At 66.1% G+C, this 15,058-nt stretch carries 12 protein-coding genes; 2 read left to right on the forward strand and 10 right to left on the reverse strand.

The window, feature by feature from the left end:
* Window positions 1-2: 2 nt before the first annotated feature.
* Both CupriaWKF_RS29045 and CupriaWKF_RS29050 read right to left on the reverse strand, forming a co-directional pair.
* Window positions 3-1,289 (reverse strand): DUF3422 domain-containing protein, encoded by a 1,287-nt coding sequence (locus CupriaWKF_RS29045; RefSeq protein WP_276101867.1) that lies wholly within the window; start codon window positions 1,287-1,289, stop codon window positions 3-5.
* A 181-nt stretch (window positions 1,290-1,470) separates the two neighbouring features.
* Window positions 1,471-2,322 (reverse strand): LysR substrate-binding domain-containing protein, encoded by an 852-nt coding sequence (locus CupriaWKF_RS29050; protein WP_276101868.1) that lies wholly within the window; start codon window positions 2,320-2,322, stop codon window positions 1,471-1,473.
* Window positions 2,323-2,438: 116 nt separating this feature from the next.
* On the opposite strand from CupriaWKF_RS29050, the gene CupriaWKF_RS29055 reads away from it, so the two are divergent.
* Window positions 2,439-3,059 carry a LysE family translocator gene (locus CupriaWKF_RS29055; protein WP_276101869.1) on the forward strand — a complete coding sequence of 207 codons (621 nt, stop codon included), beginning with the start codon at window positions 2,439-2,441 and terminating at the stop codon, window positions 3,057-3,059.
* Window positions 3,060-3,098: 39 nt separating this feature from the next.
* On the opposite strand, the gene CupriaWKF_RS29060 is transcribed toward CupriaWKF_RS29055, so the two are convergent.
* Together CupriaWKF_RS29060 and CupriaWKF_RS29065 are read right to left on the reverse strand one after the other, a co-directional pair.
* Window positions 3,099-3,350 carry a hypothetical protein gene (locus CupriaWKF_RS29060; RefSeq protein ID WP_276101870.1) on the reverse strand — a complete coding sequence of 84 codons (252 nt, stop codon included), beginning with the start codon at window positions 3,348-3,350 and terminating at the stop codon, window positions 3,099-3,101.
* A 269-nt stretch (window positions 3,351-3,619) separates the two neighbouring features.
* Window positions 3,620-4,882: a serine hydrolase domain-containing protein gene (locus CupriaWKF_RS29065; RefSeq protein WP_276101871.1), complete on the reverse strand. Its 1,263-nt coding sequence runs from the start codon at window positions 4,880-4,882 to the stop codon at window positions 3,620-3,622.
* Window positions 4,883-5,119: 237 nt separating this feature from the next.
* Here CupriaWKF_RS29065 and CupriaWKF_RS29070 point away from each other — a divergent pair, with 237 nt between their 5' ends.
* Entirely contained in the window at window positions 5,120-5,377 is a 258-nt protein-coding gene (locus CupriaWKF_RS29070; RefSeq protein ID WP_276103272.1) for a hypothetical protein, read from the forward strand.
* 74 nt (window positions 5,378-5,451) lie between these two features.
* Here the strand turns inward: CupriaWKF_RS29070 and fdhF are convergent, their stop codons facing one another.
* From fdhF to oxlT (CupriaWKF_RS29100), 6 genes are all read right to left on the reverse strand, one after another.
* Window positions 5,452-8,265 (reverse strand): formate dehydrogenase subunit alpha, encoded by a 2,814-nt coding sequence (gene fdhF / locus CupriaWKF_RS29075; protein ID WP_276101872.1) that lies wholly within the window; start codon window positions 8,263-8,265, stop codon window positions 5,452-5,454.
* On the reverse strand, window positions 8,262-10,007 hold the full coding sequence (locus tag CupriaWKF_RS29080; protein WP_276101874.1) for an NADH-ubiquinone oxidoreductase-F iron-sulfur binding region domain-containing protein: 1,746 nt from the start codon (window positions 10,005-10,007) through the stop codon (window positions 8,262-8,264). Before CupriaWKF_RS29080 ends, fdhF begins: the two co-directional genes overlap by 4 nt.
* Window positions 10,008-10,164: 157 nt before the next feature.
* Window positions 10,165-11,484 (reverse strand): oxalate/formate MFS antiporter, encoded by a 1,320-nt coding sequence (gene oxlT, locus CupriaWKF_RS29085; RefSeq protein ID WP_276101875.1) that lies wholly within the window; start codon window positions 11,482-11,484, stop codon window positions 10,165-10,167.
* Between the two features lie 666 nt (window positions 11,485-12,150).
* Complete coding sequence (locus CupriaWKF_RS29090) at window positions 12,151-12,369, reverse strand: hypothetical protein (RefSeq protein ID WP_276101876.1); 219 nt, start codon at window positions 12,367-12,369, stop codon at window positions 12,151-12,153.
* A gap of 145 nt (window positions 12,370-12,514) precedes the next feature.
* Window positions 12,515-13,447, reverse strand: a complete 933-nt coding sequence (locus CupriaWKF_RS29095) for a LysR family transcriptional regulator (protein ID WP_276101877.1) — start codon at window positions 13,445-13,447, stop codon at window positions 12,515-12,517.
* 249 nt (window positions 13,448-13,696) lie between these two features.
* Window positions 13,697-15,025, reverse strand: coding sequence for an oxalate/formate MFS antiporter (oxlT, locus tag CupriaWKF_RS29100; RefSeq protein WP_276101878.1), 1,329 nt, complete (start codon window positions 15,023-15,025; stop codon window positions 13,697-13,699).
* Window positions 15,026-15,058: the final 33 nt, after the last annotated feature.

Genomic DNA, 15,058 nt, shown 5'->3' on the forward strand with positions numbered 1-15,058 from the left:
ATTCAGCCTGCGCTCCTGGCGCCATCGTGCCCGGCACCGTTGGACCGCTTGGTGCGCCGGATCACCATGAACACGAGCAGCACGACCGGCGCGATCAGCAGCCCCTCGACCAGTTCCGGGTCCATGCCCAGGTGCAGGGCATGCAGCGAACGCAGGCCAACCGCCGTCAGCGACAGCACGTAATAGGAAATCGCCGCCACGGAAAGCCCTTCCACCGCGTGCTGCAGGTGAAGCTGCGTGCGGGCGGTGCGATCCATGCCCGCCAGCAGCCGCATCGTATTGCCTTCCTGCGCCAGGCTGACGCGCGTGCGCAACAGGTCGACCGCGCGTGCGACGCGCGTGGTGAATTGCTCCAGGCGATTTGCGCTGGCGCGGCACGTGTCCATGGCCGGCGTGAAGCGGCGCTCCATGAATTCGGCGATGGTCGGGATGCCCTCGATGCGTTCCTCGCGCAGCTCCTGGATACGGGCCATCACCAGGCGCTCGTACGCGCGGCTGGCGCTGAAGCGGTGGCTCGACTCCGCCAGCGCCTCGCCGCGCACGGCAAGGTGCGTGAGCTCCTGCAGCAGATTGGCATCCACCTTGTCGTCCGGCGCGGAGTCCATGCGGTGCATCAGCCCGGCCAGCGCGCGCTGCAGCACATCGAGCGAGCGGCCCAGCTCGCGCGCGGCGGGCAGCGCCAGCAGGGCCATCATGCGATAGGTCTCGATCTCGTACAGCCGCTGCAACAGACGTCCGCCCTGCGCCTCGCGGAAGCCCTCGTCGATGACAAGGAAGCGCGAGAAGCCATCGCGCTTGATGGTCCAGTCGCAATAGACTTCGCCGTTGCCCAGCACGCGGCTGCCGACCTTGATCGGGCCGTCGATCCACTGCCGGTAGTTATGGCGCGCCATCGGCGCATGCTCGCCGGATACCAGCTCCATACGGATCGCGACGAAGCGCATGCCCGCGATCTGCTCGAACCAGGCCTGCGGCACGTGCTCGGTGGCCAGGCCCGAGAAGTAGTCCGTGTCGTGCCGGCTGGCCACGAAGGTGTAGGTGGAGAATTCCGTGTGGCGTTCCCACTTCAGCTGGCGCTCGCCACTCCAATGCGCGGCATAGTGCGTGCTGCCCGGCTCGGGCGCCGGCATGCCGGTGAGATCGCACAACGCGCTCAGCAACTGCTCATGCACGGCGGTGTCGTCCCCCGCATAGATCGCCAGGTGAGCGAGGGCGACGGAGCCCGACAACCGCAGGAAAGGTCTTGCGTGCAGTTCGTTGGCAAGGCTCGCGCGCAGGGCGTGGTCCATATTCGAAGATCTCTCGGTAGGTTTTGGTCGGTAGCTTGCGTGAGGATATCAGCCGAACATGACCGGACGGCTGTCAGATTGCTGTCAGGACGGTGGTCAGGGCATAGCCGTCAGTCGTTCGCGTGAAGTCCCCCCTGTCGGACGCGTCGCTGCCCCGGTGCGGCGGGTTGGACACATCGGATCAGGCTCTCAGGTCCGCCAGCATCTGTTCGGCAAGGAAGTCGCAGGGCGGCCGCGCGGAGCCGGCGCTGCGCGCCAGGACTACCTCCAGAGAAGGAAGCGGCGGAAGCCCTTCCGCTTCGCCAAGCAGTGCCAGGTGCTGCGGGATGCTGCAGCGAGCCAGGGGCGCTACCGCCAGCCCCGCCTCGACCATGCTGATCAAGCCCAGCAGGCTCGGGCTCTCATAGGACATCCGGTAGCGGATGCCCGCCCCCTGCAGCGCGCTGATGGCGTGCCCGCGCGCCGCGCTGCCATGCGCAAAGACCGCGATCGGCAACGGGCGCTCCTTCCACACCTGCCGGTTGCCACGGGCCGCGGCCCAGGCCATTGGCTCATGCCGCATGAATTCCCCGGTAACGCCGCGCGTCTTCGTGATGCACGCCAGGTCAAGCGTGTTGTCCTTCAGCAAGGGGATCAGCGCATGGCTCGGCAGGCCGATCACGCGGATCTCCACGCGCGGATGCGCGACCGCGAACTTGCGCAGCACCGTGGGCAGCAGCGACGAAGCGTAGTCATCGGGCACGCCGATCGTGACCCGTCCGCGGATCTCCGGACGCACCACCGCCGCCCAGGCCTCCTCGCGCATGGCCAGCATCTGCCGGCCGTAGTTGGCCAGTACCCTGCCATCCTCGGTCAGCGCGACGTTGCGGGTCGTCCGTTCGAACAGCGGCTTGCCGAGCGCTTCTTCGATCGCCTTGACCTGCATGCTGATGGCCGACGGCGAGCGATGCAGGGATTCGGCCGCGCGCGCGAATGATCCAGCGTCGGCAACAGCGACGACCATCTCCAGGACATCGAGATCGAGTTTCCTCATGCGGCAGCAATAAGTCAGAAAACCTGAATAATTGGATCAGTATAATTCGTTTTACTTAGCGATCCCGCGCTTCGATACTGCCACCATCGTCTGCGAGAAAGTGACAGGTGGGGCAAATGAGAGCGATGTACGAGTTCATGGCGGTAGGCGGCCTGCTGGCGATCACGCCGGGGCCGAACATGGTCTACGTGATGGCGCGATCGGTCTCGCAGGGCACCCGGGCGGGCCTGATCTCGCTCGCGGGCGTGATGCTTGGCTACCTGTCTTATATGCTCGGTGCGGCATTCGGGATCAGTGCGCTGTTCCTCGCGATCCCGGGAGCCGCGCGCGTGCTGGCCGTCTGTGGCGCGCTCTACCTGCTCTATATGGCCTGGCAGATGCTGAAGCCGGGTGGCCGCTCACCGTTGCAGGTCGAAGCGGCTTCGGCCGAGCGGCCACGCCGCCTGTTTGCCATGGGGGCGATGACCAGCCTGCTCAATCCGAAACTCGCGCTGGTGTTCCTGTCCGTCCTGCCGCAGTTCATCGATGACAAGGCCGGCGATGTGCTGGGGCAATCGGTCGTGCTCGGGCTGGCGCTGACCGCCGCATTTGCCGGCGTCAATGCGCTCGTCGCGGTGTCATCGGGCCGCGCGGCGGGGATGATGGCGCAGCGTCCGCAATGGCTGCTGGCGCAGCGCTGCGTGACAGGCGGCATACTGGTCCTGCTGGGCTTGCGGATGGGAATTCAGGCCTGGTGAGTGCCGCTTGTCATGGCCGGGTCTGAAGACCAAGCCCCTTTATTCGTGCCCCGTCACCGCGCGCTTAGTCGCGTGATAGCCGTGTTTGGTCGCGTCACCAACCGCATGCCCGGCCGACTTCACGCCGCGGCCGATGGCGAACGTCGCATCGCGCACGGCATGGCCGCCCTGCTTGCCTGCCGCCTTGACGTTGTCCTTGAATGCATGGGCATCCCCGGACAGGCTCGCCTGCGCGAGCGGGGTCGCCGCAGCGAGGGTGATCGCGATGATCAGAGTCTTTGCCTGCCTCATGCCTGTGTGTCCTTTTCATTGGCCTGGTATCGGCCGTCACGGCAAGTGCCATAGGTATATTTTACGCTGGCACAGTCGGGGGGCTGTGGGGATGATTGGGGTGTCGCGCTTGGCAGGCGCTGCTGTTTCGCCGGCGTAGCCGGCGAGTCACTTTTTGTCCGAGCGGCGCCTGCCAAGAACGACGAGCCTGGCATCACCGAAGCCTTCCGCCGGCAAACCAGTGGCGCATGCCAAGCACGACAGCGCAATACATACACCACCACAACCCCTCAGCGCACCGCCGTCCCCGGTTCAGTGATAGCGCTGTAGACCAGCGTGCGCAGCTGGCGTCGCACGGGATAGGCCGAAGAAGGCAGAAGCTGGGTCAGGAAGAGACCGATGAGTTCCTCCTGAGGATCCACCCAGAAGAAAGTGCTGGCCGCCCCGCCCCAGAAGAAATCGCCGGCGCTGCCGGGGATCAGCGTCGATTCCGGCGTCACGGTCGTGGCAAAGCCGAGCCCGAATCCCACGCCGTCATAGGTAGCCTCGCTGAACATCGAGCGCGACAGGCGCGGCAGGTCCACGCCGCCTGGCAGGTGGTTCGCGGTCATCAGCTTCAGGGTCTTCGGCCCGAGCAAGCGCACGCCGTCGAGTTCGCCCCCTTGCAGCAGCATGCGCGCGAAGCGCATATAGTCCGCCGCCGTCGACACCAACCCGCCTCCGCCCGAGATGAAGCTTGGCGGCTTCAGGTAGGGGCTCGTGCGAGGGTCGTCCTGCAGCATCGGCCCCTTCTTCGATACGACTTTGGAGCCGAGGACGCCCACGGCATAACAGGCGCAGAAGCGCGATGCCTTGTCTTCCGGCACGTGGAAGGCGGTGTCGACCATGCCGAGCGGATCGAAGATGCGTGCCTTCAGGAAGTCCTCGAACGGCATGCCGCTGACCTTGCCGACCAGGTAGCCAAGCACGTCAGTGGAGACCGAGTAGTTCCAGGCCTCGCCCGGCGAGAATTCAAGCGGCAGCGTGGCCAGCTTCTCGATCATCTCGTCCAGCGTGCCTTCGGTGGCAAGCTCGCCGAGCTTCAGCTTGCGGTACGCCGCGTCGACGTTGGTGTTCTGCTGGAAACCGTAGGTAAGGCCCGAGGTGTGCCGCAGCAGGTCGACCACCAGCATCGGGCGTGCCGGCGGGCGCGTCTGGAAGCTTTCCATGAAGCCACCGACATGGACACCGAGGTTTTCCCACGCCGGAATGTATTTGCTGACCGGATCGTCCAGCGCGATCTTGCATTCCTCGACCAGCATCATGACCGCCACCGACGTCACGGGCTTGGTCATCGAGTAGATGCGGAAGATCGAATCCTGCGCCAGCGGCACCTGCCGCTCGCGGTCGGCCAGGCCGAGCACCGAGTTCAGCGCCAGTTCGCCGCGCCGCCAGACCTGGATCAGCGCACCGGGCAGCTTGCCGGTCGCGATATAGGATTCATCGATGAAACGTTCAACGCGGGCAAGCCGCTCGCGGGACATGCCCCGCGTTTCCCTGCTCTGCATAGTCATCTCTCCCCCGGGGTATTTGCCTGCGCCGGCACACCGGTCAGTCACGGTCAGTGACGGTCCGGCCGGCCAGGTGCCGCAGCAGGCGGCGCAAACCCCGCCATCATGACATCGGCGGCGCATTCGCGCCAAGCGCGCATCAGCACCATGCCGAAATTTGCGGCGGAACCGGCCCACGGACCGCTTGTATCCACTAAATTGGAGACTGGCTTGCAGACGACTGCCAAGGGAGATCACATCATGGCCGCATGGAATCCCCGATTTACCGCCCTGGCGCTTGCAATGGCGCTGACCGCCGGCGCCGGCATGTCATGGGGCACGGAGCAGGCGCAGCAACGCCGCGACGCGCGCGACGTCCGGCAGGATACGCGCCAGGACTCGCGGCAGACCAAGCAGGATTGCCGCGCGGCCAACCAGAAGAGCAACGCGAATTGCCGCCAGGACAAGCGGGATACCAAGCAGGGAGGCCGGCAGACGGCCCGCGACATCAAGTATTGAGCCGCGGGCCGGGTAGTAGCCGGGTAGTAGCCGGGTAGTAGCCGGGTAGTGGCCGGGTAGCAACGCGCCGGCCGTCAGGCCCCCAGCACCTTGCCCCCGCCGTAGCTCGACTGCGTCGGCGCCACCCCGCCCAGGACCACACGGATCGCGCAGTACTTGAACTCGGGAATCTTCCCGAACGGGTCCAGCGCCGCGTTGGTGAGCTTGTTGATGGCCGCCTCGTAATAGCAGAACGGCACGAACACGGCGCCGCGCGGCGTGCCGGCGTCGGCGCGCGCATAGAGTGACACCTCTCCGCGCCGCGAGGTCAGCGTGACGACGTCACCGGGCTGGCCGCCCAGCTCGGCCAGGTCGAGCGGATGCACCAGCGCCACCGGATCCGGCTCGATCGCGTCGAGCACGCCCGCGCGCCGCGTCATGCTGCCGGTGTGCCAGTGCTCCAGCTGGCGGCCGGTGATCAGCACCATCGGATAATCCGTGTCGGGCCGTTCGTCCGCGGGAATGATGTCCGCCGGAACGAAGCGGCCGCGCCCGGTAGCGGTCGGGAACCGGTCGGTGAAGATCACCGGCTCGCCCGGGTCGCCTTCGGCACGGCATGGGTACGTCACGGCGCCCGTCTCCTGCAACCGGTCCCACGTCACGCCGCCGATGCTCGGCATGGCGTGACGCATCTCGTCGAAGACGTCCGCCACGCTGCCGTAGCGCCAGTCCAGGCCCAGGCCCTGCGCCATCTGCTGGATGATCCACAGGTCCTGCCTGGCCTGCCCCGGCGGCAACAGCGCCTGGCGCCCGAGTTGTACGGTGCGGTCCGTGTTGGTAAAGGTGCCGGTCTTTTCCGGGAAAGCCGACGCCGGCAGCACCACATCGGCCAGGTAGGCGGTCTCGGTCAGGAAGATGTCCTGCACCACGAGATGGTCCAGCGCGGCCAGCGCCTCGCGCGCGTGCTCGGCATCCGGGTCCGACATCGCCGGGTTCTCGCCCATGATGTACATGCCGCGCACCTCGCCGCGCCCGATCGCGTCCATGATCTCGACCACGGTCAGGCCCGGCTGGCGGTCCAGCGGCATGCCCCACAGCTTCTCGAAGCTGGCAATGGCATCAGGATCGTCGACGCGGCGGTAGTCCGGGTACATCATCGGGATCAGGCCGGCATCGGACGCACCCTGCACATTGTTCTGGCCGCGCAGCGGATGCAGGCCCGTGCCGGGACGGCCGATCTGGCCCGTCATCAGCGCCAGCGCGATCAGACAGCGCGCGTTGTCGGTGCCGTGCACGTGCTGCGAGATACCCATGCCCCACAGGATCATCGACGCCTTGGACATGGCATAGGCACGCGCGACTTCACGGATGGTCTGCGCATCGATGCCGCATACCGGCGCCATCAGTTCCGGGCTGAATGCGGCCACGTTGCGCTGCAGCTCGTCGAAGCCGATGGTGCGGCTGTCGATGAAGTCCTGGTCGACCAGTCCCTCGGTGACGATCACGTGCATCATCGCGTTGAGCAATGCGACGTCCGCATCCGGCGTGAACTGCAGGAAGCGCCAGGCAAAGCGCGCCAGGTCCGAGCGCCGCGGATCGGCCACGATGAGCTTCGTGCCGTTCTTCACCGCATTCTTGATCCAGCTTGCCGCCACGGGGTGGTTCACGGTCGGGTTGGCACCGATCACGATCACGACCTCGGCGCGGTCCACGTCCATGACCGGGTTCGACACCGCGCCGGAACCGATGCCTTCGAGCAGCGCCGCGACCGATGACGCGTGGCACAGCCGCGTGCAGTGATCGACGTTGTTGCTGCCAAAGCCGGTGCGCACGAGCTTCTGGAACAGGTAAGCCTCTTCGTTGCTGCCCTTGGCCGAGCCAAAGCCGGCCAGCGCGCGCTTGCCATGCGTGTCGCGGATCTGCACCAGCTTGCCGGTGGCAAGCGCCAGCGCTTCTTCCCAGGTCGCTTCGCGGAAGACGTCCATCACGTGGTCCGGATCCATGACGAAGTCGCCGCGCTTGGGCACGCCTTCGCGCCGGATCAGCGGCACGGTCAGGCGCTGCGGGTGCTGCACGTAGTCGAAGCCATAACGGCCCTTCACGCACAGGCGCCTGTGGTTGGCCGGGCCATCACGTCCTTCGACGTAGAGGATGCGGTTGTCCTTGACGTTGTAGGTCAGCTGGCAGCCCACGCCGCAGTAGGGGCACACCGACTCCACCTGCTTGTCCGGCACCGCCAGCGCCACGTCGCGCGCGGGCATCAGCGCTCCGGTCGGGCAGGCCTGCACGCATTCGCCGCAGGCCACGCACGTGGACGCGCCCATAGGGTCGTCCATGTCGAAGACGATGCGGGCGGCGTCGCCACGCCATGCCAGGCCGATCACGTCATTGACCTGCTCGTCGCGGCACGCGCGCACGCAGCGCGTGCACTGGATGCAGGCGTCGAGATTGACGGCGATGGCGGGATGCGAGAGATCCGCCGCCACGCGCTCGCGCGGCGCGAAGCGCGGCTTGCCGACATCCAGCCGCGCCGACCACTGGTCCAGTTCGCTGTGCCGCGTGTATTCGGCTTCCGGCATGTCGGACTGCAGCAGCTCCAGCACCGTGCGCTGGGCGCGCCGTGCGCGTTCCGATTCGGTCTGCACCGTCATGCCCTGCGCCGGATAGCGGCAGCACGACGGCGCCAGGACGCGCTCGCCCTGGATCTCCACCATGCAGGCGCGGCAATTGCCGGCGGGTTCGAGTCCGTCCTTGTAGCAGAGGTGGGGAACGTCGAAGCCTTCGCGCTGCGCCACCTTCAGCAGGCTTTCGCCGGGCTGCGCGCAGACCTCCCGGCCATTGAGCGTGAACGTGACGGCAGGCTCGGTGGATTCGACCAGCGCGCGCTCGGCGCGTGTCAGCGCATTCATGCCTGTGCCTCCGTGCGGTCTGCTGCCGCCTGCAGTTCATGGGGGAAGTAGCGGACCACGCAATCCACGGGGTTCGGTGCGGCCTGCCCGAGGCCGCAGATCGACGCATCGCGCATCACGGCGGACAGGTCTTCCAGCGCAGCCAGGTCCCATTGCGGCGCGCGGATCAGGTCGGACGCCTTGGCCGTGCCGACGCGGCACGGCGTGCACTGCCCGCAGGACTCATGCCGGAAGAAATGCATCAGGTTGCGCGCGGCACCGACGGCGCTGTCATGGTCGGACAGCACCACGATGGCCGCCGAGCCGATGAAACAGCCGTGCGGCTGGAGCGTATCGAAGTCCAGCGGGATATTGCCCATCGATGCCGGCAGGATGCCGCCCGAGGCGCCGCCAGGCAGGTAGGCATAGAAGCTGTGTCCGTCGAGCATGCCGCCGCAGTATTCGTCGATCAGCTCGCGCACCGTGATGCCGGCCGGCGCCAGGTGCACGCCGGGCCGGCGCACGCGGCCGGACACCGAGAACGAGCGCAGCCCCTTGCGGCCATGCCGGCCCTGCGAGGCGAACCATTCGGCGCCGTTCTCCAGGATGTCGCGCACCCAGTAGAGCGTTTCGAAGTTGTGCTCGAGCGTCGGCCGGCCGAACAAACCCACCTGCGCCACATAGGGCGGGCGCAGGCGCGGCATGCCGCGCTTGCCTTCGATCGACTCGATCATGGCCGATTCCTCGCCGCAGATATAGGCGCCCGCGCCGCGGCGCAGTTCGATCTGCGGCAGGGCCGCGCCCGCTACGGGCGGATCGTCGCGCAGTTCCTGCAGCGCCTGCGCGAGGATGGCGCGGCAACCTGCGTACTCGTCGCGCAGGTAGATGTAGATGGCCGACACCTGCACCACGGCCGCGGCAATCAGCATGCCCTCGAGGAAGCGGTGCGGGTCGCGCTCCAGGTAGACGCGGTCCTTGAACGTGCCGGGCTCGCCTTCGTCGATATTGACGGCCATGAGGCGCGGCGCCGGCTCGTTGCCGACGATGCGCCATTTGCGGCCGGTCGGGAAACCCGCGCCGCCCAGGCCGCGCAGCCCGGAGTCCTCCATCGTGCAGAGCACGCCGGCCGGATCGAGACGTCCCTGCGCGAGCGCGTCAAGCAGCGCGTAGCCGCCGCCCGCCCGGTAGGCGGCATAGCCGGTCTGCGCCACAGATTCATCGCGGATGGTGCCAGCTGTTACGCAGGCCTCGACGGCGGCCACCGTGGCGCCATCCAGCGGCTTCTGGCCCACCAGCGCAGCCGGCGCTTTCTCGCACCGGCCGATGCATGGGGCGGCCACCACGCGCACGTCCGTACCGAGCAACGCGGGGAGCTTGTCAATCAGTGTGCGGGCACCGGCCATTTCGCAGGCAATGCCCTCGCAGACGCGCACCGTCAGCGCAGGCGGCGGCGCAATGTGCCCATCGGCGTTTTCACGCACCACGTCAAAGTGGTGATAGAAGGTGGCCACCTCGTACACCTCGGTCATGGCCAGTCCCAGTTCCTGGGCCAGTGCCACCAGGTGCGGCATGGCCAGCTGGCCGTAGCGGTCCTGGATGCAGTGCAGGTGCTCGATCAGCAGGTCGCGGCGGCGCGGCATGTCGCCAAGCGCGGCCCGCACTTCCGCCAGCGCGGCGGCGTCGACCTGCCGTCCCTTGGGCTGGCGGCGCTTGCGCAGCCGTCCGAGCCCGGTGGCGTCGAGTGGAATGACAACCTGGTTCATAAAGCTTTGTCTCCTGCGGACGCTATGAAGGCGTTCAGGAAGGCGCCCTTGCGGGCAGCCTTCCTGTCGCTCTTTCTTTTTTCCTTCCTCGTATTGTGCTACCGGGTGCGACGCCTGTGTTCGGTGAAGGCGGCGGCACGCCGTACGGCTCTCTTCATCAGGTCAGGTCCTCCGGCACGGCGCGGTATCCCATCGGGCTCGCGGTATTGGCATGCACATACTTGCGGGCGTGCGCTTCACGCATCGGCTTGAGGACGAACAGTGCGAGGAACGCGGACAGGCCCGCCATGGCCGAGGCCAGCACGAACACCGCATGCCAGTCGCCGGTCGCCGCGGTGATCACGCTCGAGAACGGCACCAGCAGCGCGGCCGTGCCCTTGGCCGTGTACAGCAGGCCGGCATTGGTGGCGGCGAACTTCGGGCCGAAGGTATCGCCGCAGGTCGCCGGGAACAGGCTGTAGATCTCGCCCCAGGCGAAGAACACGATGCCGGTCAGCACCACGAACGCCACCGGGTTGTGGCCGTACTTGGACAGCAGCAGGATGCCGACCGCCTCCACCGCGAAAGCGAAGAACATGGTGCGTTCGCGGCCGATGTGGTCCGAGATCCAGCCGAAGAACGGACGGGTCAGGCCGTTGAGCACGCGGTCGATGGTCAGCGCGAAGGTCAGCGCGGGCAGCGTCAGGCCGAGGATCGACACCGGCGAATCATGCAGGCCGAAGTCCTTGGCGATCGGGCCGAGCTGCGCGGTGGCCATCAGACCGCCAGCGGCCATCATCACGAACATCGCGTACATGATCCAGAAGATCGGCGACTTCAGCACCTGGCGTGGCGTGGCGTTGTAGGTCGCCGCGGCCTTGAGGGTGGACTTGACCTCGCTCAGGATCTTGGCCGACGGCGGATACAGGGCCATGCCCAGGATGAACACGATCAGGCCCTGGCCCAGGCCGAACCACAGAAACGTGGCTTCGTAGCCCGACGACTTGATCATGTTGGCGATGGGCACCACGGTCATCGCGGAACCCGCGCCGAAGCCCGCCGCAGTAATGCCCGCGGCCAGGCCGCGCCGGTTCGGGAACCACTTCAGCGCATTGCCCACGCAGGTGCCATAGACCGCGCCCGCACCGACACCGCCGATGGCCGCCGCGAAATACAGCATAGGCAGCGACGAGGCCATCGAGTTCAGCACCCAGGCGATCGCGCACAGCAGACCACCACCCACGACCACGGGACGCGGACCGTACTTGTCGACCAGGTAGCCTTCGATCGGCACCAGCCACGTCTCCGTCACGACGAAGATGGTGAACGCGACCTGGATCGCGGTGCGGCCCCAGTGGTATTTGTCATCGATCGGGTTGACGAACAGCGTCCACCCGTACTGCATGTTGGCAATCATCGCCATACAGATGACGCCGAAGACCAGCTGTACCCACGGCGACGCAAAGCGCGACGTGGATTCCCTCTGCTGCAGTTCCATTGATGTCTCCTTCTAGGCAGTCGAAGACTGCCTGTGGTGGAAGATATGGGCGCCTGCCTGACGCCTCTCGCTTATCGCACTTTCCCGAACAGCTGAGCCGTTCTAGTGCTATACGGTATGTGATATATCAACCAAGTCAAGCGTATTCTTCGCGGCCATGCAGCACGGCTTCTCCGGCAAAAATGACCGTGCCGCGCGACTGCCTCGCGACTGGTGCGCGGCATGCATCAACGGCGCTGCTTGCAGCTTGGAGGAGTTATTGGAAATCAAGAGGTTACCCTCGCTTGCCGCATCAATCGGGCGAGCCAGGACGGCCGTCACCATGACGGGATTCGGAGGACCGGAAATCGGGGAAGACGACCGGGCTGGGGAAAGTCCCTAGAACCATACAACTAAGACATTACTAGTTTGTATGGACAAACCGATACAGGAAATACCGGCGCTCTGCCGGATTGAGCCTGCAGCCTGCTCAATGGTTGCGCATTTACGAGGGGGATGGCGGCCGGGTATCCGCCAGGTTCCTGCCTCGCGTTCGCGGCCTTGCGTCGAATAGCCAAGGCCAGCTTGTGAGGTTGCGGGATTGGGGTATTGCTCCAAGGGTTGCCGGCCGCTACAGCCCTTGTCAGATGCGCCGTTCAGTCGGGACGACGCGGGGTGCGAACAGGCTCAGGCGTACGCCAGTTCGCCGGCGGCAGCCACCGTGCGTGACGGACGAGCGCGGCCAACGCCATCGCTTTCCTGGTTCGAACCCAGACCTGCGAAGCGACCGTGCGCCTGCGCGGTCACGAGCACATCGACGGGCAGGCGCGTAGCCAGCAGCGTCGTCATGCCGACGCCGGCTGCGATCAGGCCAAGGCCGAGAACGAAGAGAAGAGCGACTTCCATTTGAAAACTCCGATTGCGTTGTGGTTAGGAGTTTTCATTATATGCTGCGCTGCAGTATGTGTAAATATCCTGTATGTAATATATCAATAGGGTTTTGCTTCTATGCAACAGCACTCGGCGGAGGCCTGGTCCTGACCCCGTTTTCCTAAGCCTCCACCGCGATCGGCGGCTGCCAGCCGGGTTCGGCCGCGTCCTTGTACTCGAGCCCGCGCAGCGCATCCCAGATCGCGGCCGCATTCGGCTTGAGCGACCGGCTCTTGCGGCGCACCAACATGACCGTCGACGTCACCTGGGGTCTCAGCGGCCGCATGACCGCGGCGGGATGGAGGCCACCCGCCTGCGCGCGCGACGGCACCACGCCGATGCCGAGGCCAAGCGCCACCATGCCGAAGACGGCGGCGAAATGGCCCAGCAACTGCAAAGAACCCGCGCGCACGTGATGGTTGCTGAGCGCCTTTTCCACGACGGGCTGTACGCCGCATTGCTGGTCCAGCGTGAGCAAGTTGGCATTGCACAGGTCGCCCCACGCAATCGCGTCGCGCGAGGCGAGCGGATGCTCTGCCGGCAACACCGCGTGATACGGATCGATGCACAACGGTTCGCAATAGAGATCGTCGCCCGGCTGCGGATCGGTGGCGATGCCGAAGTCCACTTCTCCGCTGCGCACGCTTTGCAGCACCGACTCTTGCGAACGGTCCTTCAAGTGGATCGCGATCGCCGGCCAGGCCTTGCGGCAGCCGGCGAGCCACGCGGGCACGGACATCGAACTCAGTACGGGATCGGTCGCGATCTGCACCAGGCCTTGCGACGGCCGCGCCGCGCCCTGGCTGTCTCGCAGGGTCTGCTCGACTTCTTCGATCAGGTGACAGATGCGTTGCGACAGGTGCTGCCCTGCGTCGGTCAGTTCCACCTGCCGCGTGGTGCGGTCGAACAGGCGCTGGTCGATCTCCTCTTCGAGTTCGCGCACGCTTCGGCTGACCGCCGACTGCGTCAGGCCCAGTTCCGCGGCCGCGCGCGTGAAGCTCTTGTGCCGCGCGACCGCGGCAAACGCCTTCAGTTGGGGAAGCGAGATATTCATGGCCGCCCTCCTCCGCCCCGGTTCCCTTGAGGCAACGGCAGCGCGAGGCTGCGATGCGGTCCTGCGGCAAGCGTGGATGATTGCAGTCTGCTCACGGCTGTCTCCCTGGCGGCCCGTCCGCCTGTGCTGTGTTTGTTGTGTCCGTGGCCCACATGGCAAAAGGCCTGCGCCATGCGCAGACCGTTTGCCGGGGGCATTCAGGGGCCCGGATGCGAGATCCCGGCTCACCCGATTTCTCCCTGCTCCGTCTTATTCCGCTTCCCTTCGGGGACGCACCATGAATGCGGCATCCGACACGGCCACCGCATCCGCATGGCCCGTGATGAACCGCTTGCGCATCGGCGCCAGCACCAGCTTTGCCGACACGCCCGCTGCGATCGTCACGACGGCCGCCACGGTGAACACTGCATCCCAGCCGCCGCGCGCCGACAGGACCGATGCCAGCGGCACCAGCATCGCCGCCGTCCCCTTTGCCGTGTACAAGGTGCCCGCATTCGCCGCCGCGAACTTGCTGCCGAACGTGTCCGCGCACAGCGCCGGGAAGATCGAGAAGATCTCGCCCCAGAACAGGAACGTCAGTGCCGCGAAGAACATGAACGCATACGGGTTGTGGCCGAACTGCATCAACCCGAGCAGCGCCAGGCCTTCGCCGATGAAGATCACGAACATCGTGTTCTCGCGACCGAACCGATCGGAGAGGAAGCCACACAGCGGACGCGTAAAGCCGTTGCACAGGTTGTCGATCGACAGCGTCATCGTCAGCAGCGGCAGCGTCACGCCCAGCATCGTCACCGGCATCGAAGCGAAGCCGAAGTCCTTCGCGATCGGGCCCAGTTGCGCCGTCGCCATGATGCCGCCCGCGGCCACCGCCACGAAGCTCACATAGATCAGCCAGAACACTGGCGTCTTGACCATCTGCCCTGGCGTGAACTCCACCGGGTTGGTCAGTACCGCCTTCGCCGCCACTGCTCCCTTCGGTGCCCGCGGCTTCACCAGCAGCAATGCCAGCGCGAAGATCGCCACGCCCTGCAGGATCCCGAAGAACAGGAACGCCTTCTCATAGCCCGAGCTCTGGATCATGTTCGCGATCGGAATCACGGTGATCGCCGAGCCGGCGCCAAAACCCGCCGCCGTCAGACCCGCTGCCAGGCCCCGCTTGTCCGGGAACCACTTCAGCGCATTGCCCACGCACGTGCCGTACACGCCGCCCGCGCCGATACCTGCGATCACCGCCGCCGCGTACAACTCCGGCAGCGTCGTCGCATACGCATTCATCACCCATGCCAGGCCCGCGCAGATCGCCCCGCCGGCCACCACCGGCCGCGGGCCGAACTTGTCCACCAGCCAGCCTTCCAGCGGCACCAGCCAGGTTTCGGTCACGATGAATATGGAAAATGCCACCTGGATCGCGGACGTGCCCCAATGATGCTTGGCGTCCATCGGTGACACAAAGAGAGTCCAGCCATACTGCAGGTTCGCCACCAGGCCCATGCAAACCACGCCTACGGCCAGTTGGAACCAACGATTCTGCAGGCCGCGTCCATTGCCGGTCGCGGCTGCCACTTGATGTTGCGCCATCTACTGTCTCCTAGTGCTTGTCTGATGCGTCCC

This window comes from Cupriavidus sp. WKF15 (assembly GCF_029278605.1).
GTDB lineage: Bacteria > Pseudomonadota > Gammaproteobacteria > Burkholderiales > Burkholderiaceae > Cupriavidus.

Bases quoted from the DNA above. Each gene is read 5' to 3' on its own strand.
- oxlT (WP_276101878.1), bottom strand. From the start codon at position 15,025: ATGGCGCAACATCAAGTGGCAGCCGCGACCGGCAATGGACGCGGCCTG.
- CupriaWKF_RS29060 (WP_276101870.1), bottom strand. From the start codon at position 3,350: ATGAGGCAGGCAAAGACTCTGATCATCGCGATCACCCTCGCTGCGGCG.
- CupriaWKF_RS29070 (WP_276103272.1), top strand. From the start codon at position 5,120: ATGGCCGCATGGAATCCCCGATTTACCGCCCTGGCGCTTGCAATGGCG.
- CupriaWKF_RS29050 (WP_276101868.1), bottom strand. From the start codon at position 2,322: ATGAGGAAACTCGATCTCGATGTCCTGGAGATGGTCGTCGCTGTTGCC.
- CupriaWKF_RS29045 (WP_276101867.1), bottom strand. From the start codon at position 1,289: ATGGACCACGCCCTGCGCGCGAGCCTTGCCAACGAACTGCACGCAAGA.
- CupriaWKF_RS29065 (WP_276101871.1), bottom strand. From the start codon at position 4,882: ATGACTATGCAGAGCAGGGAAACGCGGGGCATGTCCCGCGAGCGGCTT.
- CupriaWKF_RS29055 (WP_276101869.1), top strand. From the start codon at position 2,439: ATGAGAGCGATGTACGAGTTCATGGCGGTAGGCGGCCTGCTGGCGATC.
- fdhF (WP_276101872.1), bottom strand. From the start codon at position 8,265: ATGAATGCGCTGACACGCGCCGAGCGCGCGCTGGTCGAATCCACCGAG.
- CupriaWKF_RS29095 (WP_276101877.1), bottom strand. From the start codon at position 13,447: ATGAATATCTCGCTTCCCCAACTGAAGGCGTTTGCCGCGGTCGCGCGG.
- oxlT (WP_276101875.1), bottom strand. From the start codon at position 11,484: ATGGAACTGCAGCAGAGGGAATCCACGTCGCGCTTTGCGTCGCCGTGG.
- CupriaWKF_RS29090 (WP_276101876.1), bottom strand. From the start codon at position 12,369: ATGGAAGTCGCTCTTCTCTTCGTTCTCGGCCTTGGCCTGATCGCAGCC.
- CupriaWKF_RS29080 (WP_276101874.1), bottom strand. From the start codon at position 10,007: ATGAACCAGGTTGTCATTCCACTCGACGCCACCGGGCTCGGACGGCTG.